This is a genomic window from Sphingomonas sp. ERG5 (genome assembly GCF_000803065.1).
Taxonomy (GTDB): Bacteria; Pseudomonadota; Alphaproteobacteria; order Sphingomonadales; family Sphingomonadaceae; genus Sphingomonas.
In genome coordinates this window covers 1-25,817 of sequence record NZ_JSXI01000076.1, presented here as the reverse complement: position 1 = coordinate 25,817, position 25,817 = coordinate 1, and the positions used below count along the sequence as shown (strand labels likewise).

The 25,817-nt window shown below is 62.3% G+C and carries 27 protein-coding genes and 1 pseudogene; 11 read left to right on the top strand and 17 right to left on the bottom strand.

Translation table 11 applies throughout. From position 1 onward, the window contains the following. Positions 1-47: 47 nt before the first annotated feature. The gene (locus tag OO12_RS24330) at positions 48-983 is read right to left on the bottom strand and encodes an IS5 family transposase (protein ID WP_020997421.1); all 936 of its coding nucleotides are present in this window, start codon (positions 981-983) and stop codon (positions 48-50) included. Between the two features lie 173 nt (positions 984-1,156). Between OO12_RS24330 and OO12_RS24325 the strand changes: the two are divergent. After that, a pseudogene (locus OO12_RS24325) lies at positions 1,157-1,549 on the top strand (transposase); the annotation flags it as partial. Positions 1,550-1,948: 399 nt separating this feature from the next. Here the strand turns inward: OO12_RS24325 and OO12_RS28800 are convergent. From OO12_RS28800 to OO12_RS24310, 4 genes are all read right to left on the bottom strand, one after another. Then, on the bottom strand, positions 1,949-2,113 hold the full coding sequence (locus tag OO12_RS28800) for a hypothetical protein (protein WP_160296903.1): 165 nt from the start codon (positions 2,111-2,113) through the stop codon (positions 1,949-1,951). A gap of 232 nt (positions 2,114-2,345) precedes the next feature. Further along, entirely contained in the window at positions 2,346-3,950 is a 1,605-nt protein-coding gene (locus tag OO12_RS24320) for an acyl-CoA dehydrogenase family protein (RefSeq protein ID WP_020997504.1), read from the bottom strand. After that, positions 3,950-4,198 carry a hypothetical protein gene (locus OO12_RS29380; RefSeq protein ID WP_020997503.1) on the bottom strand — a complete coding sequence of 83 codons (249 nt, stop codon included), beginning with the start codon at positions 4,196-4,198 and terminating at the stop codon, positions 3,950-3,952. The genes OO12_RS24320 and OO12_RS29380 overlap by 1 nt, the downstream gene beginning before the upstream one ends. Beyond that, positions 4,195-5,394: a CoA transferase gene (locus OO12_RS24310; protein ID WP_020997502.1), complete on the bottom strand. Its 1,200-nt coding sequence runs from the start codon at positions 5,392-5,394 to the stop codon at positions 4,195-4,197. The genes OO12_RS29380 and OO12_RS24310 overlap by 4 nt, the downstream gene beginning before the upstream one ends. Positions 5,395-5,561: 167 nt before the next feature. Here OO12_RS24310 and OO12_RS27750 point away from each other — a divergent pair, with 167 nt between their 5' ends. Beyond that, the gene (locus tag OO12_RS27750; RefSeq protein WP_020997501.1) at positions 5,562-6,317 is read left to right on the top strand and encodes an IclR family transcriptional regulator; all 756 of its coding nucleotides are present in this window, start codon (positions 5,562-5,564) and stop codon (positions 6,315-6,317) included. A 176-nt stretch (positions 6,318-6,493) separates the two neighbouring features. On the opposite strand, the gene OO12_RS24305 is transcribed toward OO12_RS27750, so the two are convergent. Together OO12_RS24305 and OO12_RS24300 are read right to left on the bottom strand one after the other, a co-directional pair. Next, a complete protein-coding gene (locus OO12_RS24305; protein WP_020997500.1) occupies positions 6,494-9,499 on the bottom strand; it encodes a Tn3 family transposase in 3,006 nt (1,001 codons plus the stop codon). A gap of 6 nt (positions 9,500-9,505) precedes the next feature. Further along, the gene (locus OO12_RS24300; protein ID WP_020997499.1) at positions 9,506-10,120 is read right to left on the bottom strand and encodes a recombinase family protein; all 615 of its coding nucleotides are present in this window, start codon (positions 10,118-10,120) and stop codon (positions 9,506-9,508) included. A gap of 195 nt (positions 10,121-10,315) precedes the next feature. Between OO12_RS24300 and OO12_RS24295 the strand changes: the two genes are divergently transcribed. Further along, positions 10,316-10,612: a BrnT family toxin gene (locus OO12_RS24295; RefSeq protein ID WP_020997498.1), complete on the top strand. Its 297-nt coding sequence runs from the start codon at positions 10,316-10,318 to the stop codon at positions 10,610-10,612. Next, positions 10,578-10,910 carry a BrnA antitoxin family protein gene (locus tag OO12_RS24290; RefSeq protein ID WP_020997497.1) on the top strand — a complete coding sequence of 111 codons (333 nt, stop codon included), beginning with the start codon at positions 10,578-10,580 and terminating at the stop codon, positions 10,908-10,910. The genes OO12_RS24295 and OO12_RS24290 overlap by 35 nt, the downstream gene beginning before the upstream one ends. 237 nt (positions 10,911-11,147) lie before the next feature. On the opposite strand, the gene OO12_RS24285 is transcribed toward OO12_RS24290, so the two are convergent. From OO12_RS24285 to OO12_RS29200, 6 genes are all read right to left on the bottom strand, one after another. Next, complete coding sequence (locus OO12_RS24285; protein ID WP_020997496.1) at positions 11,148-12,224, bottom strand: IS5 family transposase; 1,077 nt, start codon at positions 12,222-12,224, stop codon at positions 11,148-11,150. A 31-nt stretch (positions 12,225-12,255) separates the two neighbouring features. After that, positions 12,256-12,429: a recombinase family protein gene (locus OO12_RS27745; protein WP_020997495.1), complete on the bottom strand. Its 174-nt coding sequence runs from the start codon at positions 12,427-12,429 to the stop codon at positions 12,256-12,258. 210 nt (positions 12,430-12,639) lie between these two features. Further along, positions 12,640-14,187, bottom strand: coding sequence for a DHA2 family efflux MFS transporter permease subunit (locus tag OO12_RS24280; protein ID WP_006966681.1), 1,548 nt, complete (start codon positions 14,185-14,187; stop codon positions 12,640-12,642). 14 nt (positions 14,188-14,201) lie between these two features. Continuing rightward, a complete protein-coding gene (locus tag OO12_RS24275; protein WP_006966679.1) occupies positions 14,202-15,332 on the bottom strand; it encodes an HlyD family secretion protein in 1,131 nt (376 codons plus the stop codon). A gap of 15 nt (positions 15,333-15,347) precedes the next feature. Then, positions 15,348-16,334 carry an efflux transporter outer membrane subunit gene (locus OO12_RS24270; protein WP_152616639.1) on the bottom strand — a complete coding sequence of 329 codons (987 nt, stop codon included), beginning with the start codon at positions 16,332-16,334 and terminating at the stop codon, positions 15,348-15,350. Between the two features lie 3 nt (positions 16,335-16,337). After that, positions 16,338-16,772, bottom strand: coding sequence for a hypothetical protein (locus OO12_RS29200; RefSeq protein ID WP_152616638.1), 435 nt, complete (start codon positions 16,770-16,772; stop codon positions 16,338-16,340). A gap of 99 nt (positions 16,773-16,871) precedes the next feature. On the opposite strand from OO12_RS29200, the gene OO12_RS24265 reads away from it, so the two are divergent. The 3 genes from OO12_RS24265 (at position 16,872) to OO12_RS24255 (ending at position 21,203) form a co-directional block, all read left to right on the top strand. After that, complete coding sequence (locus OO12_RS24265; RefSeq protein ID WP_006966673.1) at positions 16,872-17,465, top strand: TetR/AcrR family transcriptional regulator; 594 nt, start codon at positions 16,872-16,874, stop codon at positions 17,463-17,465. 170 nt (positions 17,466-17,635) lie between these two features. Further along, complete coding sequence (locus OO12_RS24260) at positions 17,636-18,220, top strand: recombinase family protein (RefSeq protein WP_020997492.1); 585 nt, start codon at positions 17,636-17,638, stop codon at positions 18,218-18,220. 4 nt (positions 18,221-18,224) lie between these two features. Further along, on the top strand, positions 18,225-21,203 hold the full coding sequence (locus OO12_RS24255; protein ID WP_020997491.1) for a Tn3 family transposase: 2,979 nt from the start codon (positions 18,225-18,227) through the stop codon (positions 21,201-21,203). Positions 21,204-21,649: 446 nt separating this feature from the next. Here the strand turns inward: OO12_RS24255 and OO12_RS24250 are convergent, their stop codons facing one another. Both OO12_RS24250 and OO12_RS24245 read right to left on the bottom strand, forming a co-directional pair. Further along, positions 21,650-22,294 (bottom strand): glutathione S-transferase family protein, encoded by a 645-nt coding sequence (locus OO12_RS24250; protein ID WP_020997490.1) that lies wholly within the window; start codon positions 22,292-22,294, stop codon positions 21,650-21,652. Then, positions 22,291-22,872: a TetR/AcrR family transcriptional regulator gene (locus OO12_RS24245; RefSeq protein WP_020997489.1), complete on the bottom strand. Its 582-nt coding sequence runs from the start codon at positions 22,870-22,872 to the stop codon at positions 22,291-22,293. The genes OO12_RS24250 and OO12_RS24245 overlap by 4 nt, the downstream gene beginning before the upstream one ends. A gap of 122 nt (positions 22,873-22,994) precedes the next feature. Here OO12_RS24245 and OO12_RS24240 point away from each other — a divergent pair, with 122 nt between their 5' ends. Both OO12_RS24240 and OO12_RS24235 read left to right on the top strand, forming a co-directional pair. Beyond that, positions 22,995-23,372 carry a DsrE family protein gene (locus OO12_RS24240; protein ID WP_020997488.1) on the top strand — a complete coding sequence of 126 codons (378 nt, stop codon included), beginning with the start codon at positions 22,995-22,997 and terminating at the stop codon, positions 23,370-23,372. 81 nt (positions 23,373-23,453) lie between these two features. Beyond that, positions 23,454-24,083 (top strand): pyridoxamine 5'-phosphate oxidase family protein, encoded by a 630-nt coding sequence (locus OO12_RS24235; RefSeq protein ID WP_020997487.1) that lies wholly within the window; start codon positions 23,454-23,456, stop codon positions 24,081-24,083. Here OO12_RS24235 and OO12_RS24230 read toward each other — a convergent pair. Further along, on the bottom strand, positions 24,064-24,528 hold the full coding sequence (locus tag OO12_RS24230; protein WP_020997486.1) for a nuclear transport factor 2 family protein: 465 nt from the start codon (positions 24,526-24,528) through the stop codon (positions 24,064-24,066). The two genes, OO12_RS24235 and OO12_RS24230, sit on opposite strands and share 20 nt — an antisense overlap. A gap of 294 nt (positions 24,529-24,822) precedes the next feature. On the opposite strand from OO12_RS24230, the gene OO12_RS24225 reads away from it, so the two are divergent. Both OO12_RS24225 and OO12_RS24220 read left to right on the top strand, forming a co-directional pair. Then, complete coding sequence (locus tag OO12_RS24225; protein ID WP_020997485.1) at positions 24,823-25,122, top strand: BufA1 family periplasmic bufferin-type metallophore; 300 nt, start codon at positions 24,823-24,825, stop codon at positions 25,120-25,122. 48 nt (positions 25,123-25,170) lie between these two features. Then, positions 25,171-25,506, top strand: coding sequence for a BufA1 family periplasmic bufferin-type metallophore (locus OO12_RS24220; protein WP_020997484.1), 336 nt, complete (start codon positions 25,171-25,173; stop codon positions 25,504-25,506). An 87-nt stretch (positions 25,507-25,593) separates the two neighbouring features. On the opposite strand, the gene OO12_RS29455 is transcribed toward OO12_RS24220, so the two are convergent. Next, a partial coding sequence (locus tag OO12_RS29455; protein WP_443024601.1) for a hypothetical protein occupies positions 25,594-25,817 on the bottom strand: 224 nt, incomplete at its 5' end.

Below are 25,817 nucleotides of genomic sequence, written 5' to 3'. Positions count from 1 at the left end.
GGAATTGTCCTATGTCGCCACCGTTGTGATCGGAGCGGTGGTAGCCTTCATGCTTGGGCTGCGATAATGTTCATGGTGCGTTTGAGGTTGTAGGCGATGGTGGTCAGGTGGACTTGGACGGCGGCTTTGGCGAGGCCTCGCCATCGCATTCGGCGCTGGCCGTAGCCGCGCTTCCATGTCCCGAAGATCTTCTCGATCCGGCCCCGCACCCGATGGATCGGTTGGTTCCATTCTTTGAGCTTGCGCAGCGTTTCCTGTTCGTCGCGGCCCCACATGCCAGTGGCGACGATCCGCGGTATTCCGCCCTTTGCCCGTACAGCATCACGGAAGTGATTACCCCGATAAGCACTGTCGGCGAAGACCTCGCCGGGATTATCGGGCAGGGCATCAGGACCCGCCCTGCCATCATTGATGTTGGCGGACGTGATTGCGATTTCTTCGACCAACGCAGTGTCGGCATCGGCACCGACATGAGCTTTGAAGCCGTGAACAGCGGGCTTGCCTTTATGTTTGACCCAGCGCGCATCATCATCACCCTCGCTGGCGGACGCAATGATCGTGGCGTCGACCAACGTGCCAGTCTTGACCGTGATCGCTTTGGCCTTGAGCTGCGCCGTTATGGTCGTGAAGAGCAGGCGATCGAGCTTCTGGGCGATCAGCGCCTTGCGAAAGCGGACGAAAGCCGTCCGCTCAGGCGTCGCTTCCGTTCTTGAAAAGCCGCAAAAGGTACGGAATGAAGCGCGGTCATCGAGGGCCTCGGCCAGCTTCACATCCGACAGATCGTACCACACCGACAGCAGCAACGCTTTAAACATCGCCAGCGGCGGCCATGCTGGTTCGCCCTTCGCACTGGCATGAACTTGTCCAAGAATGCCCGCAATGTGGTCCCAGTCGATCAGATCGGAAAGATCATCAAGCGACGAAGCGCTCCTTGATGTAACCGCAAAACCAAGCCGCTCCTGACCAATCGAACGATGTGCCATCCGTCCCTCCTGGATGCCAGAAAGGCTCATAGAATCAGATAAATAGCCCGCCGTCCAGAACTACCCGCGCACAGGTCTCATCAGGCCCCTCCGCGATCCAAACGCCGCCGGGATCGACGATGCGTGACTCAGATCCTTGTGTAGGTTTTCTGTTCCGTTGCTACTCAGACCCCTACGCCGTCAGCAGTGCCTCGGTGCACGACAGTCAGAAGCTCGAGGATCTGCTCGACCCCGGCAACACCGCCAGCACCGTGTGGGCCGACAGCGCCTATCGCAGCAAGGAGGCCGAGGAGAAACTCGCCGCGCGCGGGTTCACGAGCCGGATCCATCGCCGCGGATGCCGGGGCAAGCCGCTCACGGCACGACAGGAAGCGGCCAACAAGACCCGCTCGTCAGTGCGGGCGCGCGTCGAACATGTGTTCGGCAGCCAGCACACCAGCATGGGTGGCAAGCTGGTGCGCACCATCGGCATCGTGAGGGCGAGCATGAAGATCGGCATGCAGAACCTGGCCTACAACATGCGCCGCCTCGTCGTGCTCGAACGCGGCGCGCTGGCAGCCGGATAGCGCCTGAAATCCGCGAGCCAGTCGCCAAATCGGCCGGATCATCCCGAAATGGCGGCCCCAACAGGTGGCCGAATGGCCAAAATCGATGACCTTGCGGGCCGTCACCTCGGCACGCGACCTACGTCAGCCTGAAAACGCCATTGTTCGAGGTGCCCTTGCGTCTTTGACTCCGAGAATTGGGGCCGGCACAACCCGGCAAACACAATGATCGCTGGCGAGGTAGGCGCGCAAGGTGAATGTCATCTCCTCCACATCAATTCGATCGGTCTTGGTACATTGCCCGCGGCGCGAAATCAGGAAGCTCGAGACATTGAGCACGTAGACATCGCGCGAGCCAGAATCCGTCATATCCGGCCTCGAAGCAGACCTTGAGTTCGACGGCTTGTCCGAACTCCCGGGTCAACCAAGCTTCGATTTTTTGAGCTGCTCCATAAGGCGTTCGGTATCGCCGCCGCGAACCGCCCCGACGTTAACCTTTGTCCCCTCCGGTAGCAATGCGCCGATTGCCCAGCGCGCGCGGCAAAGTTCAATTGCAGCAGAGCGGATCAGAGGTGCATCAGTCATGACTGGCCTCCGGCTTTACGACGGACTATCCGACGCCCGTCCGAGCCGGACAATCATAGGATCTACACCAAGGATCGGCCGCACGGTGCCAGCGGCAGCAAGCCCCCGCTCACACTGATGAACCTGATGATACACCCAGCCAGTCACCGTAACCATGGGCGGGAAAATCGCATTCCCGGTGGTCCAGAGAATGGTGACGGATCACGGCCGATCCATGCCCTGAAGTAGCTCATTAGTTCGGTCCCCCTGCCATGCCCTTGGCGATAACCTGCGCCTGGATTTCGGCGGCACCTTCGAAAATATTGAGAATGCGCGCGTCGCACAGCACGCGGCTGATCTCGAACTCCAGCGCGTAGCCGTTGCCTCCGTGGATCTGCAAGGCCGCATCGGCATTGCTCCACGCCGCGCGCGCGCCCAGCAGCTTGGCCATGCCGGCTTCGATGTCGCAGCGCTTGCCGGAGTCCTTGGTACGGGCAGCAGCATACGTCAGCTCGCGCGCCATCACCATGTCCACCAGGCTCATCGCCAGCTTGTCGGCCACGCGCGGGAAGTTCACGATGGCCTTACCGAACTGCTTGCGGTTCAGCGCATAGTCCAGCCCCAGTTCCAGTGCGCGGCGAGCGACGCCGACGGCACGCGCGGCGGTCTGAATGCGCGCGCCCTCGAAGGTGCGCATCAACTGCTTGAAACCCTGCCCCTGCTCGCCGCCCAGCAGCGCTTTGGCCGGTGCCAGCATGCCGTCGAAGCTCAGTACATATTCGCGCATGCCTCGATAGCCCAAAACCTCAATCTCGCTGCCGGCCATGCCTTCGGCCGGGAACAGGTTACCTTCGGTGCCGCGCGGCTTAGGCACCAGCAGCATGGAGAGGCCCGCATAACCTTTCGCGTCAGGCAGCGTGCGCGTCAGCATCGTCATCAGGTCGCTGCGGCTGGCATGCGTGATCCAGGTCTTCGCCCCGTAGATCGCCCAATCGCCAGATGCATCCTGCACAGCGCGCGTCTGCAGCGAACCAAGGTCAGAACCTACATCAGGTTCGGTGAACACGGCGGTCGGCAACACCTCGCCACTGGCGATCAGCGGCAACCAGTGCGACTTCTGCTCAGCCGTGCCGCCCAGCACGATCAACTCGCCGGCAATCTCGCTGCGAGTGCCCAGCGAACCCGCGCCGATCCACCCGCGCGACAGTTCCTCGGTGACTAGGCACATGACGAGCTTGCCGAGGCCGAGGCCGCCAAATTCCTCGGGAATGCAGACACCGAACGTGCCGAGTTCGGCCATGTGGGCAACGGTCTCGTCGGGGATCAGCTCGTTGGCGAGGTGCCATTTGTGCGCGTTGGGGATAATCTCGCCGTCGGTGAAGCGGCGATACTGCTCGCGGATCGCGTCAAGATCGTGGTCGTGGAACGTTTCGCTGGGCCACTGCCCTTCGGCCAGCGCCTTGGCCAGCGCGGCACGGGTAGCAGCATGGTCGCAATAGATCACTTCGGCACAACCGGCCGCCAGCGTACGCACGGCATCGCCCAGCCCGAGGTCCGCCGGCCGGAACAGCTCGTTCTGGCCCATCGGCAACCCGCCGACGAGCTGCGCGATGGTCTCGGCAAAAGCCAACCGCGCGACCATGGCGTCCACCGGATTGACGTCGCCATTGCTTTCCAGCCAGCCTGCAACGGCTTCCAGCGCGGCAACGCCGGTCGCAACCCAGGCGAAGCCGTGCGCAGCGCGCTGCTCGGTATCGATGTGCGCGGTTTCCAGCCGGGCGCGCAGCGCTGCCAGTGCGGCAGCTTGGTATTCTCGGCTCGCGTCGAGTGCCTTCGCATATTGTGAGGAATTTGGCATCATGCCCTCTCGAAGATCGCGGCGAAGCCTTGGCCACCGCCGATGCACATGGTTTCCAGCCCGTAGCGCGCATCGCGGTGATGCGCTTTGCGCAGCAGTTCGGCAAGGATGCCGGTGCGTTCGAGCATGGACTTGATGGTGGTGGCGCCAAGATCTCCGGCGGACAGGTTGGAAAGCGCGCCGCCGAACTTGCCGACGGCAGTGCGCAACGGGGAGACGATGGCTGCCCTGCGTACGGGCTGGGTCATGCGGCGGTTCCTACAATTCCCGAGTCGACGAGGGCGGCGAATTCGCCCGAAGAGAGGCCAAGGCGTTCGGTCAGCACCTGTTCGCTGTGCTGGCCATTACGCGGGGCCGATTGCGGTGCACCGCGTTCCAGCTGCGGGACCGAGGCAAACGGACCGGCGGCCGGATAGCTGACGCCGCTGGGATTGATGGCAGTGCCGAAGATCGGGTTGTTGCCCACCATCACCGGGTCCTGCGCAGCTTCCAGCATCGTGCGATAGCTGGAATGGACCACCCCGCCGGCATCGAGCGTAGCAGCCAGTTCGGCATGGCTCTTTGCGCCTACAGCGGCCTCGAAGATCGGGAACAGCGCATCGCGATTGGCAAAGCGCAGCCCGTCATCCTTGGCAAAACTCACACTTCGCTGGGCTTCGACGATAGACACCGCTTCGGTGATGCCGAGCGCAATTAGCAGATTGCTCCACTGGCGCGGGGTGACAACGACCAACATGGTGCGCACCCCGTCGGCGGTGACGAAATCGCGACCAAACAGGCCATAGACGGCGTTGCCGAGGCGGGGGCGGTTCTCACCGCTGTAGAGCACTTCGGCGATGCCGCCGAGGTTGGCGACCGTGCCGATGGCGACATCCGAAAGCGGAATGCGAACTTCGCCGCCCTGGCCGGTGGCGGTGCGGCGCTGGATCGCGGCAAGCAGTGCGAACGCAGCATAAGCGCCGGTCAGCAGGTCCCACGCCGGCAACACATGGTTCACCGGCTCCGGCCCCGGCCCGGTCATCATCGGATAGCCCACCGCGTTGTTGACCGTGTAATCCAGCGCGGGCGAGCCATCGGCCCAGCCCATCACGCGGACGGTGATGAGATCAGCGCGGCCTTCGGCCAGCTTGGCATGGCCCAGGAACCCCTCGACCGGGAAGTTGGTCAGGAACTGCCCGGTTTGGCGCACCAGCCGTTGCAGCAGTTCGCGACCCTCGGGCTCGCCCAGGTCGAGCGCGACCGATTTCTTGGCGCGGTTGAGATTTTCCCAATAGAGCGAGTCATTGTTCGCCGTCACTGGCCAACGGCGGAAGTCCGGGCCGCCGCCTATCTGGTCGACGCGGATCACCTCGGCGCCCATCTGCGCGCAGTAGAGCCCCGCACTGGGGCTGGCGACGAACGACGAAGCCTCGATCACCGAGAGGCTCGACAATAGATTGTACATCGAAATTGCACTCCACAGCCTAAATTGCCGCCTTTCGGAAACGACCTTGGGTTCGCTCTGCCCGAGAATCGGACTCAGTGCTGAAGCTCAAGCATGATCTACAATCGACGATCAATTGTTGCAACATTCCGCAATGTTTTGCATAATGCTGCAAAAATGGAGTAGCCATGTCACACGTCCGGTCCGTTTCTCAGGCTTTTGCAATCCTGCGACTAATTGGAAAATGCGGTCCCTTGACGCTTTCTGAAGTTGCCAATGCGCGCGAATTCAGTCCTTCGACGTGCCTCACCATCTTGCGCACACTGATCGACGAGGGGATTTTGGAGCGCGAAACAAAGGGTAAACGCTACCGACTCACGCCTGCATGGGCTGCCTCCAGTCCATTCACCGGCGATCCAATTCAAAGGGCGATCGACCAACTACGCCCGACCATGATAATACTCAGCGAGCAATTTCAAGCCACGGTCGGAGTTTGGCAGCTTACCGCGGGCAGGCGTTTGCGTTTGGTCGCACACCTTGAAAGCAATGCCCCGATGCGAATCCAAATGGCGCCCGGGCAGCGTCAACCACTGGGCGGTGGCGTGATGGGCCGCATTCTTTCGGCGGTTCAGGGGGTCGATGATCTCGAGTTAGCAAGGCGCTTCAGCGAAACACGATGGGAGCGCCCAATCACCCTAGAGGAGTACACAAATGATGTGAAGCTAGCTCGAAGGCGTGGCTTCGCAATCGATGACGGAATACTCCACGCCGGCATATGCTCAGTTGGATGCGCACTGACAGGACAATTCCAGGGATTCTTCATTTCAATCTCAATATTTGCCGGATCGCGAAACGAAGAAGAACTCGTTAGAATTGGTAATCACTTATCGAATCGGTGTCACGATTTGGCACCTCAAACTAGCTCTACTTTGGCAAAAGTTTGATTTTTGGGATTCCCAGCGGACAAAATCACTAATTCACAGGGAGCCAGCGTTTGTGGAGGCTGGCGATGGACCGTCGGCGCCGACGCGACTGCCTTGCGATCGCTGGACGCTTTCTCGGCCACGGAGGTTCGGGGTCTGAGTAGCAACGGAACAGAAAACCTACACAAGGATCTGGGTCACGCATCGTCGATCCCGGCGGCGTTTGGATCGCGGAGGGGCCTGAGTTCTCCGCGCGCCACGATATCCGGCAGCGTGAAGGCGTAGCGGCCCAGCATGTTGATGTGTTTGAAGCCAAGAGGTGACAGCCGGGCAACGTCCTCAGGTCGCACGTCGAAGCCTTCGGCGCGGAGGCGATCAAGCGCGGCGTCCATGTAGATCGTGTTCCACAGGACGACGAGGTTCACGACGAGACCGAGCGCGCCGAGCTGGTCTTCCTGGCCTTCCCGATAACGCTGCCGCAACTCACCGCGCTTGCCATGGAAGATGATCCGCGCCAGCTGGTGGCGACCTTCCCCGCGGTTGAGCTGGACGAGAATACGGCGGCGGTAGCTCTCGTCGTCGATGAAGCGCAGCAAATAGAGCGTCTTGGCGAGACGGCCAAGTTCCTGAAGTGCCCGGGCGAGCTTGGTCGGACGATCGTTGGTCTGCAGGGTGCGTGTAATCCCGGCGGCGCGGACGACGCCAAGCTTCAACGAACCTGCCAGGCGCAGCAGGTCGTCCCAGTGTTCGGCGATAAGCTTGATGTTGATCCGGTGGGCGGAAAGTTCGTCAAGCGCGCCGTAATTGGCCTTGCCATCGATGCGCCAGAACCGGGCACCGCCGATGTCGGCAAGCCGCGGGCTGAATTGATAACCGAGCAGATGGAAGATGCCGAAAACCGTGTCGGTATAGCCAGCAGTGTCGGTCATGATCTCGGTCGGGGTGAGTTCCGTTTCCTGTTCGAGCACGACGGCGAGCAGATTGAGGCTGTCGCGCAGCGTGCCGGGCACCGTCACCGCGTTCAGCCCGGTGAACTGGTTGGAGGCGAGATTGTACCAAGTTACACCCCGCCTCTGACCGAAATAATGCGGGTTTGGTCCCGAATGGATTGTCCGCACGGGCACGGTAAAGCGCAGCCCGTCGGCGGACGCGACCTCGCCACCGCCCCATGCATGGGCCAGCGGGATCGCATTTTGGGCGGCAACAAGCATGGCGTTTGCGGCGGTCAAGGTGTCAGCGCGCAGGAAGTTCTGCTTGACCCAGCTCAGCCGCGATCGGCGCAGCGCTGGAGCGTCTAATCGGACAAGCGGCTCGAAGCCGGTATTCGTCGCCTCGGCGACGAGCACAGCGCAGATCGTGGTAGCGACGTCCTCGGCTCGCGCGGCCCCTTCGCTTGCATGCGTGAAGGCGGCTGCAAAGTCCGTGCGTGCGTGAACCTCCAGGATGAGTTCGGGCAGATCGAGCCGAGGGAGCAGCGCATCGACCGCGGCACGCAGCGCGATCAGGCTTGGCGGTTCTTCGATCTTGTCGAGGGGTTCAAGGGAGAGGTCTGCTCCCTGCATCGACCGCACGATCGTGACCGCGGCGTTGGCCGGCAGGCGTGCTTCGGTTTCGCGGTAGGCAAGATCGAGCCGTCGCGCGAGGGCGCCGAGTTCATCTTCGGATGACGCCGATACGCCGACGGTCCGGCAGATGACTGGTCTTGCTGCTTCCCATGCCGCCCCGGAGAGCAGCCCCTTGCGCGGATCGGCATAGCGCAGCGATCGGACCGGAAAGATGTCGCGTCGCCGGATCGCGTGGCGCAACCGGTCGAGTGTGCAGAGCCGATAGCCGACCAGATCGAGTGTGCCATCCTCGTTCCGAAGCTGCCTCACCCAGCTTTTCGGAGCAAAGGTGGTCGGCGGCGGGCCAGGACGTTTGCCGCCAGCGTGAACGATCCTCAGAAACGCGATGGCGTCGAGCAATGGCTTGCCTGACGGCGCTGCATCGAGTTCGAGGCCGGCCAGCAGTGCGGGCAGATAGCGGATCTTGCGTTGATGTTCGCGGAGTTCGCGGAAGTAGATGTCGTCGACCGGCTGCGCGAGGGCGCCGATGCGTTCGATCGCGGCCGCGAGCGCTTTGGGGTCCACCAATGCGAAGACTGCCGCGCGAACATCGGCGTCAACAGTAGCTTCATCCAGCAGCACGGCGCTGGCATCGCGAAGCTTGAGCGCGGCGGCGTCGAGATCGCGGAGCGACCGCATCCGCGCTTCTCGCGACACGGCCTGGGCGCGAGCAAACATAGTCGTCGATACCGCGTCGAACAGGTCGATGACGTCGTCGCCAGCGCTCGCTTCGAGCGAGCGGATGAACGCGACAAGCGTCGAGGCGCGGCGATCGTCCGGCAAACGCGATACTGCCTGGGCGCGCGCGGCCGAAGCGAACCGCGCCAGTGCCGCGGCTTTGCCCGGCGGCACGCGATCGAGTTCGGGCAAGCCCTCGGCAAGGGCGCGGATTTCGGTCAGGCGGGCAATGGCGCGGCCGATTTCTGGACCGCTTTGCACATAAGGGCCGTCACGTAACCGGTCGAGCGGACTCTGGCGTTCGTTCGCCGGCACGGTAACGAGGCGGTCGAGCCGTTCGCGTTGCTCGGTCGTGAGCGTCTCGGTCAGGCGGCGATGCAGATAGGCGTGCGTCCGGGATCTCACCTTCGCGACAGCGCGTTCGAGCACCGAGATACCGGGTAGTATGACTTTGGCCGCCTGGAGCCAAGCAACCGCCCGCTCGAACAAGGTCGAAGGCCGATCGGTGCCCGTCCAGCACAGCGCATACAAGAAGCGGTGAAGCCGGAAGGTGACACCAAAATCGGTCAACAGGCGATAACCGTAGCGCTCGCGAATGCGCGGGCAGTGGCGCCAGCGCCCAGCACTCGCAACATAGGTCGCCATCAACTCGGCCGACCCCGCTATCGCCAACTGATCGCCGGCAAAGCGGACGACCGCTGCCGGCGTCAGCGCTGGGTCTTCGAGGAATGTGCCGAGCAAGCGGATCGAACCGAGCTGAACCGCGACACCAAGACGGTTGTGGTCACCGCGATGCTCGCCGACGAAGGCGCGGTCAGCGTCATCGAGGTGGAAGTGGCGCGCCAGTTGATCCTGGGTGGGATCGCCGAGGAATCGACCGTACCGGTTTGCCTGCTCGTCGGAAAGGAATCCGACCGGCATGATCGTCTAAACCGCGCGCGTGGATTTTGTGCGTTTGCCCAGGAGCGGGGCGGCGAGTTCACGCGGCTGCCCCTTGGCATCGACGTAGGCGTAGAGCGTCGACACCGAGACGCCGAGTTGCTTTGCGACATCGCGCGCGGCGTTGTCGCGATCAGCCATCATCGCCATTGCGGCCTTCAGTTTCTGCTTCGTCATGACACGCGGGCGTCCGCCAGCACGACCGCGGGCGCGAGCTGCCGCCAGGCCCGCCATGGTGCGTTCGTGAATGAGGTCGCGCTCGAACTCGGCCAACGTGGCGAAGATCCCGAACACCAGGCGCCCGGTGGCGGTCGTTGTGTCAACGTCGCCGGTCAGCACTTTCAGGCCGACTCCGCGCTTCTGGAGGTCGCCGACCAGTCCGACGACATGCGGCAGGGAGCGGCCGATCCGGTCCAGCTTCCAGACGGCCAAGGCGTCGCCGCTGCGTGCGACCTCGAGCGCTTGGGCCAAGCCAGGCCGCTCGGTGGCGCGGCCTGAGCACACGTCTTCGTACACCCGCTCGCAGCCCGCACATTCCAGCGCGTCGCGTTGAAGGTCGAGGCTTTGCTCCCCGGTCGATACCCGCATGTACCCGATCAGCATGGCCCGTGCTCCCCTCTGCGCAAAAATCTACACAGTGTGGGGTTTACCGGCTACAGGTTTCTGGACGGGTTGATATGAGAATATGACGCGTGCTGGCACGCTCTGGCCGACGATCGCCGCCGTCGCAACAAACGACGGTTTGTTGGAAACTGACATGACGCTTGCGTAATTATGAAATTATAATTATATGAAGCTATGACAATCGGGCGCTTTGAATGGGACGAGTCGAAGAACCTCGCCAACCAGAAAAAGCACGAGATCAGCTTCGAGGACGCCGCCGAAGTGTTTGGCGATCCGTTGCATGTTACAATCATCGATCCCGGCAGCGGGCACGAGGAGCGGTGGAAGACATACGGGATCGTGGATGGCTTTGCGGTGCTCATGGTCACTCACACGGACCGCGATGACGACGGCATCGAGATTATCCGGATCATTTCGGCCCGACGGGCGACACGACATGAAAGGCAATATTATGAGCGTGAAAATGGTTAGCTATAAAGCGGATGATCTGCCGCCACGGACCGACGCTGATCGTGCTCGGCTCGCGGCGCTAGCAGCGCGTCCCGATAGCGAGATCGATCTCAGCGACATTCCCGAATTGACCGAAGAAGATTGGAAGAACGCTGTTCGGGGCAAGCATTACCGCCCCGTAAAAGCGCAGATCACCGCCAGCCTCGATAAGGACGTGCTTGCTTGGCTCAAATCTGAAGGTCGTGGCTATCAAACCCGGATGAACGCCATTCTCCGTCGCGAAATGCTTCAGGCGCGCGCATCAGGCGCGCGGGGATAGGAGATTGGGCGGTTTCGGAATTCCTTATGTAGGTTTTCTGTTCCGTTGCGCCTCAGACCCCCACCAGCAGCGTGTCCCCCTGCCCGACGCGCTCGAGAGCCCGCGCCAGGTGGGCACCTCCATCAACCCGGTGATTTGATCAGAATTGGGTTTGCGGCGTCGGATTTGGCGTGATTTCAAGCCCTGTGTGATTGTGTGCCGCCGGTTTTCAGTGCTTTTCCTGCGTTCTGGGCGCACTTATCCCATGGCAGCTCGTCGTTCGTGGAAGATCAGACGGTGCATGTTGTAGACGAGGTTGGCGAGCGTGATCTTGGCTTCGGCGCGCTTGATGCCGATGGTGCGGATGAACAGGCCCATCTGGTCTTTCTGCCGGGCGAAGACGTGCTCGACGCGGGCGCGGACTTTCGATTTGGCGGCGTTGGCCTTGGCGGTCCGCTCGGGCATCGGTCTGCCCCTCGGCTTCCTGCGATGGATACGGCTGACCCGGCTCTGCCGCTTGAGCCATGCCTCGTTGGCCTGGCTGCGATAGGCGGTATCGGCCCAGACATCCGACGCGGTGTTGTCGCTGGTGACGACATCGCGGAGCATTCGCCCGTCGAACCGGGCGCCATCGGTGACCTTGCATTTGCGGATGAAGCCGAAGGTCCGGCAGATCGAGATACTGTTCTTATAGCCAAAGCTCGGGATGGCGATGTCGATGCCGGGCTTGCCGTTCGCCATCGGCTTGGCCTTGGCGAACTTCACAGTCCAGCGCGCGTCCGTATCCTTTTGCGCCGCCCGGGCGGGCTCGTCAGGCCATATCTCGCTGGCTGTTTTGCCCGCCTTGATCGCATCCTTCTCGGGCGCGGTGTTGCGCTGCTTGGGCGCAGCCACCAGCGTCGCATCGACGATCTGACCACCCATGGCGAGATAGCCGCGTTCCTTGAGTTGGCGGTCAAAATCGGCGAACACCGCGTCGAGCGCTCCCGCCTCGGTGAGCTTCTCGCGGAACAGCCGGATGGTGTTGGCATCGGGTGTCGCCGCGCCAATGTCGAAGCCAAGGAACCGCAACCAGCTGAGCCGGTCGCGGATAAGATACTCCATCCGTGCATCGGCAACATTGTTCTGAGCTGCCAAAACCAGCACCTTGAGCATCGCCACCGGATCATACGGCGGGCGACCGCCCTTCGCCCCATCCCCATAGGACAGCGCCGCCGTCAACGTCGGGCGAAACGCCTCGAAGTCGATGATCCGCCCCAGTTGCTCCAGCGGGTCGCCATAGGCCGACAACCGCTTCAAATGATCCGATAAACCGAACAATCCCGCCTGACGCATCACAGCCTCCCGTCAGGTACAATGAATCAAATCATCCGCAAAATGTCGAGAGGTTGATGGAGGTGCCCAGGTTTGGGCGATCGCGGCTGCCGCCGCTCGCCTTGTCCTCCAGGATCATAGTACAGCCCTCGGCGCGCAGCGCATCGAACTGCGCGGCGGTGTCCTGTTCGTCCGTCGAGACGCGGGCGTAGCCGATCAGGGCCATTTGGGGTCAGTACATAGAACGGACCCAGATATACGCTAAGCGCCGACAGCCCCGCTCAGGTGTCGGCAAACACCTGTTTATCGCACATCGCTGACCGCAATTTGCGATTGATGAGAGCGTTAGCGTCTGAAGCGGTGTGTCAGCCGGTTTCGTCGGTCTGCCTTTGCCACTCCGCCAGAATTATTCGCTATCTGACTCCCAAGGGCTTTCTCAATGCCCGCCACTCATGTCGATCGGGCCCTTCGGCTTTGGCGCGAACCAGATGATCGCTGCGGCGAAAGCGAAGCATATCGCGATAGCGGCGAACATGTTGAGGGTCGCTAGCATCGTACTCTGACTTTCGACCATCCCGGTCAGCATGGCTGTCGCGCTTCCATGCGACATGCCTTGTGCCGTCATCGCGTCGAGCGTGGCTTGCCCTTGCGACATCGCACCGGCCAGCTCGGTCTGATTTTCCCGCGCTGCGCCGCCCCACCCGGTCTGCACCAGCGAGGCCGCGAAGGCGCCTCCCACCGTGCGCATGAAGTTGGAGATGCCGGCGGCATCGGCCTGCTCGTCAGGGTCGACGGTGGCCATGCACAGACCCGTGACCGGGATGAAGAACATCATCAGGAACGGCCCAGTCGCGAGCATCGGCCAAGCCATCTGCGCGAAGGTCATGTCCGGCGTGAAACCCATACGCCATACCGATATCAGACCAAGCCCGAGGATTCCGACTGAAACAATCAGCCGCGCATCCATCTTTTCGGCGAACTGCCCGATCACGGGTGAGCTGAGGACCGCCAGGATGCCCATGATGCCGGTGGCATAGCCCGCCCACGTCGCTGTGTAGCCCATATTCTGCTGGAGCCAGAGCGGGATCAGCACGACCGTCGCGAAGAAGGCGCCGAATGCTACTGAATAGGTAAGCGAAGCGGCCACGAACCCGCGGTGACGGAAGACACGTAGGTTCACGATCGGATGCCTCTCGGTCAGTTCCCAGATCAGGAAAGCGACGAACCCGATCGCGGCGATGATCGCCAGCGCGCGAATCTCATTGGCGGCAAACCAGTCATGGTTGCGGCCTTCGTCGAGCATGATTTGCAGCGCTCCGACCCAGATGATCATCAGGATGAGGCCGATCACATCGATCCTTGCCTTGACGATTTCCTCGATCTGGCCCCGGAACAGATAGAGCAACCCTATTCCCCCGGCCATGGCGACCGGCACATTGATGAAGAATATCCACTCCCACCCGACATTGTCGGAGATGGTGCCGCCCAGAATAGGCCCCGCGATCGGGGCAACCGTGGTCGTCATCGCCCAGATGATCATCGCCACCGACGCCTTCTCGGGCGGAAAGATGCGCAGCAGCAGCGTCATCGAAAGCGGTATGATCGTGCCGCCGGCCAACCCCAGCAGCACGCGCGCCCCGATCAGCATGCCAAGCGTGCTGGACAGGCCGCATAGAAGCGAGAGAATTCCGAACAGGAGATAGGAGGTTATGAAGACCCGCTGCCCGCCAAAGCGACGCGAAAGCCATCCGGTGAGCGGTACGGTTATCGCTTCCGCAACCGCGTAGGAGGTGATCACCCAGGTCGCCTCCGACACGGATACGCCGAGCGAGCCCGCAATATGCGGGATCGAGACATTGGCAATGGTCGTATCCAGCACGACCAGGAAGTTGCCCATGCCGATCAAAATCGCGGCAAGGATAAGCTTGCCACCCGTCAAGGGTTGAACTGCGGTGACTCCAGATTCTGCAGCAGCGTCGGCCATGGCTCAGTCCACGATCAATTGGAGACGTCGATGTCGGCTGTCATCGACAGCCCGACCCGCAACGGATGTTCGGTGAGCTGCCGGGGATCGAGCCTGATCCTGACCGGGAGGCGCTGGACCACCTTGATCCAGTTGCCGGTGGCGTTTTGGGCAGGTACGACCGCGAAGGCCGATCCCGTTCCGCCGGAAAAGCCCACGACCGTGCCACGATATTCGACATCGCTGCCGTAGAGATCGGAGGTGAGCGTCACGGGCTGACCGCGCTTCACCTTCCTGAGCTGCCCTTCCTTGAAATTGGCATCCACATAGACCGCGTTCACAGGGACCACGACCATCAGGCTCGCTCCGGCCTGCACGCGTTGGCCGACCTGGACCTGGCGGCGGGACACCACACCATCGACCGGGGCGCGGATGACGGTACGATCGAGATCGACGCGCGCCTGGTCGCGTGCGGCGCGTGCGGCAAGGACCTCCGGATTATCCTCCGGCGCTGCCCGGTCGATCAGCGCGCGATTGGCGTCACGGCTGCCGATCGCGGCGGTGCGGTTCGCGGTCGCCTGAGCGCGCCCGGCGTCAGCATCCTTGAGCCGCGCGAGCGCCGTGCTGTAAGCATTGCGAGCGCTCGTCAATTCATCGCCGGAGACCGAGCCGGAAGCAGCAAGCGCTTCCCGACGATCAAGATCGATCCTTGCTCGCGACAGATCGCCCCTGGCGACAGCAAGCTGGGCGTCTGCCCGTGTCTCGTCTGCGGCGCGCGCCGCGACCTGGGCACCGAGACCGCTGTCGGTCGCGACAAGACCGCGTATCCGCCGCTCGGTGGTCGCCAACTCCGCCTCTGCGCGCGCCAGCGTCAGTCTGGCATCGGTGTCGTCGAGCCTGACCAATATATCGCCGCGCTTGACCGGCAGCGCATCGTCCACGAGCACATCATGGACGGGTCCGCTGATCAGCGGCGTGACCTGCGCCACATTGGCGCCGACATAGGCATTGTCGGTTTCGACATGGCGTGAAGCAATCAAGACGTCATAAGCAAGATAGCCACCTCCAAGAATGGCGACTGTCGCTCCAAGGCCGATAAACAGCTTCTTGCGCTTCGCGTTCTGCGGACCGGCGGGCGGTTCCTCGGTGTAGGTGAGTTCGTTCATCGAAAGGGTTCCTCTTCAGGATCGAAAACCGCCGCCCAGCGCGCGCGCGAGCGCGACATCGAGGGCGAAAGCGCGGGCCTGCAGCGTTGCGACGGTGCGGCGGGGGGGAATGAGCGCGTCTTCCGCCACGAGTACGTCCAGCGAAGTGGCAAGACCGCCGCGATAGCGGTTGTTGGCGACCGCCCAGGCCGCACTTGCAGCGCGCTCGGCATCGCGGGCTCGGTCGAGCCGCTGGCCAAGCGCGCGTTCGCTGGCGGCGGCATCGGCGATTTCGCGCAGCGCCTGTATAAGCGCACCGTCATATTGTGCGACGGCCTCGCGATAGTCGGCTTCCGAGGCTCGGTAGCGGCCGCGCAGGCTTCCGCCGTCAAAGATCGGCAGGCTTATCGCAGGGCCGACTGTTCCGAACTCGGAGCCGGACTTGAACACATTGTCCAGGCCCAGCGCCTGCAATCCGATCAGTCCGGCTAGATTGATATTGGGGTAGAAGGCTGCACGCGCTTCCTTGATCCGGCTCGCGGCCGCTTCGCTGCGCAACCGTGCGGCGATGATGTCAGGACGACGGCCGATCAGTTCGGCGGGCAGATTGGCGGGCAGGCCGAAGTCCTCGCGGGCGATTGGAGCAGGCCGCGTGATGGTAAGGCCGCGATCCGGCCCAGCGCCGAGCAGCACTGCGATGCGATTGCGCGCCAGAACAAGCGCTTCGTCGAGCGCGGCCAATTCGCCCTGCGAGGTCGCCAATGCTGACCGGGCGCGTTCGACAGCGCCCGCGTTTTCGAGCCCTTCCGCCTTGCGGCCTTCCATCAGTTCGAGCGTACGCCCACGCACCTCGACAGCGCGCGCAGCGGCATCGCGCTCGGCATGGAGAGATCCCAGGTCCGCATAAGCGGCGGCGATTCCGGCAGACACGGCCAGTCGCGCTGCAGCCGCCTCCGCTCCGGCAGCCGCCGCACTTGACCGCGCCGCGCCTAGTGCTGCCCGGTTCTTGCCCCAGAAATCCAGCTCCTAATCTAGCCGGAGTGTTGCAACACCATAGTCGGGCCAGCCCTGGGGCGCGAATTCGCGCGGGAAGAGATAGTTGTAGCTCTGCTTGGTCGCACCGGCTTCAGCATTCGCATTGAGCGAGGGCAGCAGGCGGCTGCGGGTCTCCCCGACCAGCGCCTGGGCGCGGGCGAACCGGGCCTCGGCGACGCGCAAATCGGTGGCGCCCACCAGTCCTTCCGCAATCAGCCCCGAAAGCTGAGCGTCGCCAAAATCCTCCCACCAGTGATCTGACGGCCAGGCAGCGTCCGGCGCGGCAAAGCTGTTCACGCTAGCTATGCTCTCAACGGCTGCTCGCGCAGGCAATGCGCTTTTCTGTGGCAGGGTTGCGCAACCGCCCAGCAGGAGCGCGGCGGTGAGTACCGCCATTCCCCCGCGCTTTTTCACAAGCGACTCCATACCGAACTCCAAAACCATACAGTTCGGTCATTTATGAGCAGGCCCTTGTGCCTGTCAATCTAAAACCGTACATGGTGGTTCAAGAAAGGAGTGATGCGAATGCGAGTGAAAACTGACGCACGGCGTAACGCGATTTTGGCAGCGGCGACGGACATATTCCGCGAGGTTGGTTACGCGCGCGCAAGCATGGCGATGATCTCGGCGCGGCTCGGTGGATCGAAGGGCACGCTATATGGATATTTCAAATCCAAGGAGGAGTTGTTCGGCGCGGCGATGATGGAGGTTATGGAGGGGCAGGCGGCAGACGCGGTGCGCCTCCTTGATGCATCTGAACCCGATATCGCCCTCGTCCTGCGCCGGTTCGGGATGGCTTATCTGGCCTTGCTGACATCTGCTGATGCGGTAGCGATCATGAGGACGGCGATTGCCGAGGGCGCAAACTCGAAGCTGGGAAAGAGCCTCTACGACGCGGGTTGCGGAGGCACATGGGCTGAAGTGAAGACCTATCTCACTCAGTTGCAGACAAGCGGGGCAATCCGTGGTGCTGATAATCGGTTCGTGGCAGCTCACCTCAAGGGTTTGCTCGAAGCGGGGATCATCGAACCGCCGTTGTACGGAGCGGAGCCATGGTTCGACACCGAGCAATCGGTTGCCTTTGCAGTAGATGCGTTTCTCCGTGCCTATGCGATCTAGCTTGATCGAAAAGGAGCGCCCCCACTGCTTAGCTATGACGGCAAACACATGTTTTCGGACACCCTTGGGTGATCCCTCGGCTTTGGTCGGCAATCCTGCGCCTGAATAGTCGACAAACCCTGTCGCTTTGACGTAGTGTACGACAAAGTGGTTTTGAGGGTTTTTCGTACATGCTGGTCGGATATATGCGAGTGTCATCGGCCGATGATCGCCAAACTGTCGATCTTCAGCGCGACGCTCTGGTCGCGGCGGGTGTCGATCCGCGTAATTTGCATACTGATAAGGCATCGGGAGCACGCGACGATCGACCGGGCCTGAAGGACTGCCTCGATTATTTGAGTGCGGGTGATACGCTGATCGTGTGGAAACTCGATCGGCTTGGGCGATCGTTGCCGCATTTGCTGGCGATCGTCACTGACCTGAAGGCGCGTGGCATCGCGTTCCGTTCGCTGACTGAGCAGATGGATACGAACACGCCGCACGGCGAACTGCTATTTTCGCTGTTCGGCGCGCTGGCGCAATATGAGCGCGCGCTGACGCGCGAGCGGGTGATGGCGGGACTGGCGGCTGCAAAGCGTCGAGGGCGCCAGGGTGGACGGCCTCCCATGATCGACACTGAGACCCTTGAACGGATTACTGCCGCGCTTGATGGCGGAGCAAGCAAGGCATCCGTTTGTCGCACCTTCAAGGTGCCGCGTTCGACCTTGATTGGCACTCTTGCCCGGATCGGTTGGGCGCCGCCCGCTAGAGCCTAACCCGATGCCTCGTCGCGCCGTGCTGTCGGACGAGCAACGCATGGCGTTGCTCGCACTTCCCGATGATGAAACCACGCTCGTTCAGCACTGGACGTTGAGTGAGGATGACCTGGCTATCATCGTGCGCCGCAGGCGACCGCATAATCGTCTGGGTTTCGCGATCCAGCTATGCGCGCTGCGCTATCCCGGCCGTTTGCTGCGCCCGGGCGAATTGATCCCCGATACGCCGCTCGCGTTCGTCGCCGAGCAATTGCAGATCGCGCCCGAGGTGCTGGCCGATTATGCGACGCGCGGCCCGACCCGGTACGAACAGCTCGATGCGCTGCGCGAGGGCTTTGGGTTCACACAGTTCAGCCGGCCATTGCGAGCGGCGTTGCAGGAATGGCTGCTGCCGATTGCGCTGACGACGACCAGCGGGGCTGGGCTGGCACGGTCGCTACTAGGCGAGTGCCGACGACGGCGCATCATCGTACCTGGCATCAGTTCGGTCGAACGGATGGTTGCGCAGGCGTTGCTCGACGCCGAGCGCCACGTCGCCGAGCATCTGACCCGAGGGCTGGAGACTGGGCAACGCCGTCTGCTTGACGCCCTTCTTCTGCCTCACGCCGGCACGAACCTCAGCGGCCTCGGATGGGTGCGGCAGCCGCCCGGCAAGCCCGGTCGCAAGACGTTCGCCGTCATCATCCGGCGGCTAGCTCTGCTGCGCGATATCGGGATCGATCCCGATATCGCGGCAGGCATACATCCCGAACGCCTGCGACGCCTCTGTCAGGAAGGGGCTCGGCTGACGGCGCAACATGTCCGGACGCTGCAAGCAACGCGGCGCCGTGCGACGCTGGCGGCAACCGTACTCGAAACCATCGTCACGCTTACCGACGATGCGGTGCTGATGTTCGACCGCCTGCTGGGTCAGATGTTTCGGCGCGAGCAGAACGGTGCAGACACAGCGCTCAAGCGCGACCGGCGCACCATCAATGGTAAAATCCGGCTACTCGCCCGGCTCGGCGATGCCCTGCTCACTGCCAAAGTGTCGGGCGGCGACATCGGCGCCGCGGTCGAGGCCGTAGTTGGATGGGACGATCTCGGCCGTGAAGTCGATGAAGCCCGCAAGCTGATCCGCCCCGATGCCGTCGATCCCGTTACGATCGCCGCTACCAACTACCCCGTCCTCCGACAGGTCGGTCCCTTGTTCATCGCCTCGTTCACGTTCGGAGCGGTCCCGGCCTGCCATACGCTCGCGCGAGCAGTCGCTATCATGCGCGACCTTCATCTCGGTCGCCTGAAAAAACTGCCGCCGGATACGCCGGTTGCCTTCATTCGGCAGGCCTGGCGTCGCGCGATCGGCCCCGGCATTCCCGATCGCAGAGTTTATGAATTTTGCGTCCTGGTCGAGCTTCGGGACAGGCTTCGTGCCGGCGACATGTGGGTCGAGGGAAGCAGACGCTATCGTGCCGTCGAGCAACAGCTTATTCCTGGCCCGGTATTCGCCACCATGCGGGCAGCCGGCCCTTTGCCGATTCCGGCACCTGATACGGCCGATGCCTGGCTAGCCGAACGGCGTACCCGGCTCGCCCGTAGATTGGCAGAGGTCGAGCGAAAAGCGGAGACGGATACGCTGGAAGACGTACAACTCAGCCTCGGCAAGCTGCGGATTTCGCCGTTGAAGGCGGTCACGCCGGCTGAAGCGGATAGCGCCCTTGCGCCGCTTTACGCCCATCTTCCCGCGATCCGCATCACCGATCTCCTTGCTGAAGTCGATCGATGGACCGGATTCAGCCAGTGCTTTACGCATCTGCAAAGCGGTCGGGTTGCCGATGAACCCCGCGCTATCCTCACGGCGGTGCTCGCCGATGCAACCAATCTTGGTCATACGCGCATGGCTGAAGCCTGCAATCTCGTGACCCAACGCCAACTCAGCTGGCTCGCCTCGTGGCATTTACGCGAGGAAACCTACGGTCGGGCTCTCGCCAGGTTGGTCGATGCCCAGCACACCGCGCCACTCGCCGCCCTGTTTGGGGCCGGGACATCGTCCAGTTCGGATGGTCAGAACTTCCCGCTCGATCGCCGTGCCCAGGCGACCGGTGCGGTCAATCCGCACAAGGGCGCGGAGCCTGCCGTCTCCTTCTACAGCCATGTCTCGGATCGCTACGCGCCGTTTCATTCCACCGTCATCTCCGCATCCGCGAGCGAGGCGGCGCAGGTGCTGGACGGGCTGCTCCATCACGGTGCTGATCTGCACATCGAGGAGCATCACGTCGATGGTGGGGGCATTTCCGACCATGTATTTGCGCTATGCCATCTACTCGGATTCCGGTTTGCGCCGCGCATACCGAATATCTCCGCGCGCCGGCTTTACCTGTTTGACGGCATCGAACCCGGCCCCGATATTGCGCCGCTCCTCGCGGGCAAGGTCGATGAGGGCCTGATCGCTGCCCATTGGGACGACGTGCTGCGCTTGGGCACCTCGATCCGCACCGGCGTCGTGAGTGCGTCAATCATGCTGGAACGGCTTGGCTCCTATCCCCGCGCCAATGGCCTGGCCTTGGCACTGCGCGAGATCGGCCGCGTCGAGCGCACCCTGTTCACGCTCGATTGGATCGAACAACCCGAACAGCGGCGTCGCGCGACCCGCGAACTCAACAAGGGTGAGGCCGAAAATGCGCTGAAACGCGCCATCTTTTTCCACCGGATCGGCCGTATCCGCGATCACGCATTGCAAGCCCAGACCCATCGAGCGAGCGCACTCAACCTCGTCGCCGGTGCTATCGTCCTCTGGAATACGACCTACATGCAAGCCGCCCGCATGCATCTTGCCAGTCTAGGCCGGTCGATCCCGCCGGACCTGCTGCAACACCTTTCGCCGCTCGGATGGCAGCACATCAACCTCACCGGCGATTATCTTTGGACCGACCCCGATGCGCCATCGCCGGCCCTCAGGCCGCTTCGCCAGATGCACGCCGTCGAAGGCCCGGCGAAACCTTAGCGTATATCTGGGTCCGTTCTATGTACCGCCCCCAGCGCAGCGGCGTACGTCGCCGAAATCGCCGAATTTTCAGGCAATAAAATCAGGCCAATAGCGACGAGCCCGTTCAAGGCTCCCAACCGCATCCATACAGCACGTTTCCAGAATGCAGGCCGCGCGGCCGCAGTGAATACCTTCTGTCGTGATTGCTCTTGGCTTAGCTCCATGATCCCACCGCCGGCCGAAATGCTGCGCAGGTTTCGACATGAGCCGACCAAGCGCATGCGATGCCCGCCCTCGAACATCCTCAAGTGGGAGCGCTACTCTAATGGGAGCTTGACCTCTTTGTGCGTGCCCGTTGCTGGCGTGTCAATTCACTGCCGAAAATCCCACCTTTTATCGTTGGATCAACCCCAGCCGATTGCCCGCGGAAGGGGGCAGGTCCGCCACGGGACGTGTCGACGTCCTTACGCGGTTGCATGATGCGCGAACGGTGCTCCCGGCGCGTAAAGGCCGACCGGATGAACCGCGAACGGCACAAAGCCCGGAAGCCTCTCAATCCGCTCGAGCCAGGCCCCGATACGCGGATAGGTATCAAGACCGACATTCCCTTCCGGCGCTCGGGCGACATAACTGTAGGGCGCAATGTCGGCGATCGTCGGTCGATCGGCGGCAAGCCAGCCGGTCTGCTCGAGTTCGGCCTCGATCACCGCGAGCAGGACATGCGCGCGATCGATCGCGGCCTGGGCATCGATCTTCGCGCTGAATAGGGTGACGAGTCTCGCGCTTGCGGGACCCTGAACGAGCTGACCGGCTGCCACGGACAGCCAGCGCTGCACCCGCGCCGCGCCCAGCGCATCGTCTGGATACCAGTCCGTTCGGCCGAACTTGCGGGCGAGATAGACGAGGATCGCATTGAAGTCCGCGATCGCAATTCCATCGTCCTCCAACACCGGAACCTGCCCGAATGGGTTCATATGGAGGAAGTCAGCGCTCTTGTGCTGGCGCGCCGCGAGATCGACTTCGACCAGGTCGAACTCGACGCCAATCAGGGAAAGGAACAGCCGCGCGCGGTGGGAATGCCCTGATTTGGGGCTGTAATAGAGTTTCACGCACGTTCTCCCATGTCTGCGAGCAATTCGCCCGGAAGCGCATCGAGCGCCTTGCGGAAGGGTTCGGTCGACTCCAGCCCTCGTGCGAGCACAAGGCTGCCTTGAATGAGCGCCACGCCGCGTTCGGCGCGGTCACGCGCCGTGGTGGCGGAGTAGCCTGCCTCGGCCACGACACTGGCCAGTGCATCGACGAAGGCTTCGAACATCTGGCGGATCGACGCCTTGAACGGGCTTGCCTCACCGATGGTCGATGACAGCAGGTTGAGCAGGCAGGCCTGCTTGCCGCCGCGGTAGAAGACATCGAGTTCACGCGCCATCGCGAAAATTCGATCGCGGGGGCTGCCCTCACCGGCGAGAGGCTCCAGCACATGCACGGTGAGCCAGCGCCCCGCTTCCTGCAGAACCTCCAGACCCATCTGCTCCTTGCCGCCCGGAAAGCGGTGATAGAGGCTGGCCTTCTTGAGGCCGGTCGCCTCCGACAGCAGCGCGAGCGACGCTGCCTCATAGCCGACATCACGGAACGTTGCGCTCAAACGATCGATCAGGGCGTCATTTTCTATCAGCGCCTTGCGGGCCATGCGGGCGGGTCTCCATATTTACCGAATGTTCGGTTTAATATCTTGACGGCCTTCTGTCGAGCCCCTAGTTCAATTTTACCGTTCGTTCGGTAATGATTCGCAAACAGCAGACGGAGAACCCCATGAGCAAGGCCGCCATCATCATCTATTCCGATCCCAAGTCAGGCTCCGAAGAAGCGCTGGGCCGCCTCTTCAACGCCCTGTTCCTCGCTTACGAACTCAAGGAAAAGCAGCAGGAAGTTGCTATCATCTTCCAGGGTGCCGGTACGCGCTGGCCGGCCGAACTGGTCAAGGCCGATCACCCGGCGCACGGGCTTTACGAAGCGGTCAAGGATGTCGTGGCCGGCGTCTGCGGCGGTTGCGCAGATGTTTTCGGCGCGACCGAGGACGCGCGCAAGACCGGCCTCAAGCTCGACTATGAGAAGGCGATTCCGGGAACACCGGGCATTCTCGACGTCTCGACCTATCTCGACCACGGCTACAGCCTGGTGACCTTCTAATCCGGGTTCGGTGCCCGGCCGCAATACCCCCGACCCGACGGCCGGGCACCGGCAACTCCCGTTTCTCAGGGCAGTACAAGCATGGATGACCACGGCTTTACGAGCGACATTGCCTTCACCGAGACGGTGAAGCAGCTCCAGACCCGCAATGGCTCCCGAGAGGCCTATGCCAGGATGGAGGCCGGCAGCGGCTGGTCCGACCGCATCACGCCACAACTGGCCGATTTCATCGCTCGGCAGAACAGCTTCTACCTCGCGACTGTCAATGCCGATGGGCAACCCTATATCCAGCATCGCGGCGGACCGCGCGGCTTCCTCAAGCCGATCGACGATCGCACGCTGGGCATGGCCGATTTCAGGGGGAATCGGCAGTTCATCTCGCAGGGCAACCTGCTCGAAAGCAGCAAGGCGTTCATCTTCCTAATGGACTACGCCAACCGCCGGCGCATCAAGATCTGGGGCGAGGCGTGGATGATCGAGGGCGACGAGGCATTGCTTCAGACCGTCATGCCCGAGGGCTACGCTGCCGCACCGGAGCGCGTGCTCCTGTTCAAGGTTTCCGCCTGGGACCCGAATTGCCCCCAGCATATCCCGCGCAAGATCGATGCCGACGAAGTCGATGCCGTGCTGGCAGAGCGTGATCGGGAGATCGCCGAGCTTAAGGCGCAGATCGAACTTCTGCGGCAGGCTATCAAAGACCGAGATCGGTAAGCCCGGGGTGGTCAATCGGCCGCGGGCCAAGGGGCCAAAGAAACTTCCGGTCGGCCTCGCTGATTGCAAGGTCGTTTATGCTCGCAAAGCGCAAGCGCATCAGTCCCTCGCGATCGAACTCCCAGTTTTCGTTGCCATAGGACCGGAACCAGTTGCCGGAATCGTCATGCCATTCGTAGGCAAAGCGCACAGCGATGCGATTTCCGGCGAACGCCCAGAGTTCCTTGATCAGCCGGTAATCAAGCTCCCGTGCCCATTTGCGGATAAGAAAAGTTTCGATTTCCGCGCGGCCGGACACGAATTCAGATCGGTTCCGCCATCTGCTGTCGGGCGAATAGGCCAGCGCTATGCGGGCAGGCTGGCGAGTGTTCCAGGCGTCCTCGGCGGCCCGGACCTTTGCCAAAGCGGTATCTGCCGTGAATTCCATTTCAAGGGATTCGGTCATCTAAAGATGCTCCAATTGGGGTGGTTTTGGTCGTGGAAGTTGCAGTCAGTCGAAATTGTCACCCCGGCAGACACGGAACACTCCCTCTTGCTTGCAGCGAAAACATCTTGCGCTGAATTAGGTAGTTTGGAATGATCGGTCAAGACTAGCTTGGCCGGTCGAATGCGACCATCAGACCATTCCCGGAAGGGTCGGTATGGAAAAATCGCGGTTGATGTAACCAAACGTGCCGAGCGACCGAACTGGGCTCTGTGAGAGCAAGAAGTCTCACTTCAGTTTTGAAAGGACCCCCACATGAAATCCACTACCGGTATCGCTGCCGCCGCCGCCACGCTCGCTGCGGCTGCGATACTTGCCACCTCGCCTGCTTCTGCCGCCAATGGCCAGGCCGGTGCCAAGGAGAAGTGCTACGGCGTCGCGCTGAAGGGCCACAACGACTGCAAGGCAGGTCCAGGCACCAGTTGCGCGGGCACCTCGTCCGTCGATTATCAGGGCAATGCCTGGAAGCTCGTGCCTGCAGGTTCCTGTGTCCAGCAGGGCGGCACGCTCGAAGCACACGCCGGCAATGCACGGCCCGTGCCCCAGCGCGGCTGAGCCATTCGCCCTTTGGGACCAGCCCATCAACGTCGGAGCACGCGAGCCATGATCAATTCAGCAAATCCGGTTTCCGGTCTCGCCGTGGCGCTCGCGGGCGCTGCGATGCTGGCTGCTTGCGGTCCGGGTAAGACGGGCAACGGCACCGATGCTGCAACGCCCACGAACGCGGCAAAGGTTGCCGAACGCGAGAAGTGCTTCGGCGTCGCCCTCAAGGGGCACAATGACTGCAAGGCTGGTCCCGGAACGACCTGCGCGGGCACCGCAAAGGTCGATTATCAGGGCAACTCCTGGAAATATGTCGAAGTGGGCAACTGCGTGAAGCAGGGCGGCACGCTCACCGAGCATGCCGGCAACGCTCAACCTGTCCCCCAGAAGGGCTGAAGCCCTCGGGTCGTGACGGATACTGGCCGATATGGACATCTCACCCCAACTGCCCCCTGAGGTCGGGATAGGACTGAAGCCCCAGCATTATGCCGAGGTCCTGGAATCTGTGTCGGCCAGTATCCAATCATCCGCGAGCGCCGCCTTGTCCCGGCCCGGCTGGGTCGAAGTGCATCCGCAGAACTGACCGGCCCCCACTGAGTGGTCCGTGTTGATTGTTAGTGCATTGTTGCCTCCGTTGCCATTGCCGCCTGGAGGTGGAGCGAAGCGGAACCGGAAGGCGGCAATGGCGGAGAAGCCGTTTCCGGGGC